The sequence below is a fragment of the Hymenobacter agri genome, from assembly GCF_054778495.1.
In genome coordinates this window covers 1-2,799 of record NZ_BAAGZM010000563.1, presented here as the reverse complement: position 1 = coordinate 2,799, position 2,799 = coordinate 1, and the positions used below count along the sequence as shown (strand labels likewise).

Sequence of the window (2,799 nt, the reverse complement as noted above, 5' to 3'; positions counted from 1 at the left end):
ACGCTCCTGCTTGCGCCCACCATCGAGCGGGTGCGCCGCCAGCAGGACGACTGGGCCCTGGGGCTGAGCTTTGTACCCGCGCCCTGGCCCCGCACCCTCAGCGCCGCCGTGCTCGACACCATCACCCGCCAGCTCAGCAAAACGGCCGTGCTCTATGAGTTCAACGCTCCGCCCTACAACCTGCGCCAGCTGGCTTGGCTGCTGCCCCAAACTGTGGCCCACAGCCTCGCCCCGGCCGATGCCGCCTGGGCCATTCATCAGGTCGAGGCCATCGAGCAGGTGCACTCAGTTTTTCAGCCCCAGCTCCATACGTTTATCGATACCCTGCGCATCCAGGCCGATTTGGAATCGTCGCTGAACGAGTGAATAAATTGAAAGAACGTCGTGCTGAGCGTAGTCGAAGAATCTCGCGTGCCACCACTAAATCAATGACGTTGTCACAATTGAATTACGACCACACGCGAGATGCTTCGACTGCGCTCAGCATGACGTTCTTCTAAATCCCTTACCCCAACCAACCTATGACGCCCACCCTGCTCCGCCCCCACGCCGAAGACCTGTACGCCGAAGAGCTCGCCGCCCTCAAAGCCGCCGACCAGGCCCACCCTAAGCCGCCCGGCTGGCACCTATCGCCCTGGGCCGTGGTGACCTACCTGCTGGGCGGCAAGCTCGATAACGGCTTCGAAATCGAGCCCAAGTACATCGGCCAGCGGCGGCTGATGGAAATTGCCGTGGCCACCCTGGCCACCGACCGCGCCCTGCTGCTACTCGGCGTACCCGGCACGGCCAAAAGCTGGGTGAGCGAGCACCTCACGGCCGCCATCAGCGGGCACACCAACCTGCTGGTGCAAGGCACCGCCGGTACCGCCGAAGACAGCCTTCGCTACTCCTGGAACTACGCCCGCCTGCTGGCCGAAGGCCCTTCGCTGGCCGCCCTAGTGCCCAGCCCGCTCTACAAAGGCATGGAAACCGGCCAGCTTGTCCGCATCGAAGAGCTCACCCGCATCCCCTCCGACGTGCAGGACACCCTGCTCACCATGCTCTCCGAAAAGGTGCTACCCATCCCCGAGCTGAGCACCGAAATACAGGCCCGGCAGGGCTTCAACGTCATCGCCACGGCCAACGACCGCGACCGCGGCGTGAACGAGCTCAGTAGCGCCCTTCGCCGCCGCTTCAACGCCGTGGTGCTGCCGCTGCCCGCCACTTTGGCCGAGGAAGTCCACATCGTGCAGACCCGCGTGGCCAAGCAGGGCCAGGCCCTGCAGCTGCCCGTCGAAGCCCCCGCGCTGGAGCAAATCAGCCGCCTCGTCACCATCTTCCGCGAGCTGCGCCAAGGCGTGACGGACAACGGCAAAACCAAGCTCAAGTCGCCCAGCGGCACCCTAAGCACCGGCGAGGCCATCTCCGTCATGAACTCCGGCCTGGCCCTGGCCGCCTACTTCGGCGATGGCACCCTGCGCGCCCACGACCTAGCCGCCGGCCTCACCAGCGCCGTCATCAAAGACCCCGCCCCCGACCGCGTGGTCTGGCTCGAATACCTCGAAACCGTGGCCAAGGAGCGGGACGGCTGGAAGGATTTGTACCGGGCGTGTAGGGAGATGGTGGAGTAATGAACAATGCTGCAATCATTGCCCGCCTCCAAGAAATAGGACCGTTGCCGGATGACAGTTCTCCGGCTATTGATACATTTCCACTCCAGAAATTCGACGAACTGCTTCAGCAACTTAGCGAGCCGCTGGAACCAAGTCACTCTCTCGCGTTAATTAATTTGGGTCCTCCGCACGATGCATCTACTTATGAAGTAGAATGGGCCCTCGTTCATGCCGCCGAGAATATTTCCGCCGAAGCGTTGCGCGATATTCTGCCCCTCGCTGACGACACGGAGGTTCGGAGAATTATTGAAATCAGGTTGGCGAATTACTTTAAGAGCAACCCCGAATAAATAAGAGTTGATGATGGACACTGCTGATTCCAAAGCTGCCGAAGCTGCTCCCGAAGCCTACTGGACCGCCGTGGGGAATATCGTTCGGGAACGGCCATTCGGGCCGGGCGGCGCTGAAATTCGCAATGGCACCAAGCATTTTGCACCGGGGGCCAAAGTGTATATAATTGACTGGTATGCTGGGATGTGCGAGCGTATTGTTGTGGTTGGCATGCACCGCAAATCCAAGAAATTTATTCGATTAGTTATCGATGTTAAATTGGTTAAAAATCTCCGACCTAAGCTCTGTTATACACCAGCGGTTATTCAAAAGATAAAGGAGCATTATCCTTCAAATACAATTACGTGGTTGACTGAGGAGTTAGTTAAAAGAATGTGTGATGTAATTCCTTATTGGCAAACAGAGTTAAAGAAAGGAGCTGGAGCATTTAAGCATAATTCCGATGCTATCGACACTTCTGATTTTCAAGAAGAAAAACCATTTTTTTCACGTTTGTGGATAGATATTAAATTTATCCTGAATCAGCGGCAATAAATTCATTACACACCCGCCAAAAAGATATCTCTTGGTGCTAGCAGGACATCTGCCGGAAGCAGCACCGTGTCGTCGCCAATGGCTACGGCAACTGTAAGGGAAGCCGGCAGCCCGCGTCAGCTCCGGCGGCCCGCCGGTGGCGCGGCTGCTTTTCCTCTTCTTTATGCAAGAATTTGACGTTATTATCATCGGCGGGAGCTACGCCGGTCTTTCGGCGGCCATGTCGTTGGGGCGCGCCCGGCGCCGGGTCCTCGTCCTCGACACCGCCCAGCCCTGCAACCGCCAGACGCCCCACTCGCACAACTTCCTCACGCAGGACGGG

5 protein-coding genes are annotated in these 2,799 nt (G+C 58.6%); all 5 read left to right on the top strand.

Annotated features, from left to right (window positions below; translation table 11 throughout):
* Window positions 1-366, top strand: a 366-nt coding sequence (locus ACYVDE_RS19395) for a DUF5691 domain-containing protein (protein ID WP_460503188.1), incomplete at its 5' end; no start/stop codon positions are given.
* A 155-nt stretch (window positions 367-521) separates the two neighbouring features.
* Window positions 522-1,610, top strand: a complete 1,089-nt coding sequence (locus ACYVDE_RS19390) for an ATP-binding protein (protein ID WP_460503187.1) — start codon at window positions 522-524, stop codon at window positions 1,608-1,610.
* Window positions 1,610-1,942 carry a hypothetical protein gene (locus ACYVDE_RS19385; protein WP_460503186.1) on the top strand — a complete coding sequence of 111 codons (333 nt, stop codon included), beginning with the start codon at window positions 1,610-1,612 and terminating at the stop codon, window positions 1,940-1,942. Before ACYVDE_RS19390 ends, ACYVDE_RS19385 begins: the two co-directional genes overlap by 1 nt.
* A 10-nt stretch (window positions 1,943-1,952) precedes the next feature.
* Window positions 1,953-2,477 (top strand): hypothetical protein, encoded by a 525-nt coding sequence (locus ACYVDE_RS19380; protein WP_460503185.1) that lies wholly within the window; start codon window positions 1,953-1,955, stop codon window positions 2,475-2,477.
* 163 nt (window positions 2,478-2,640) lie between these two features.
* On the top strand, window positions 2,641-2,799 hold a 159-nt coding region (locus ACYVDE_RS19375), incomplete at its 3' end, for an FAD-dependent oxidoreductase (RefSeq protein WP_460503189.1).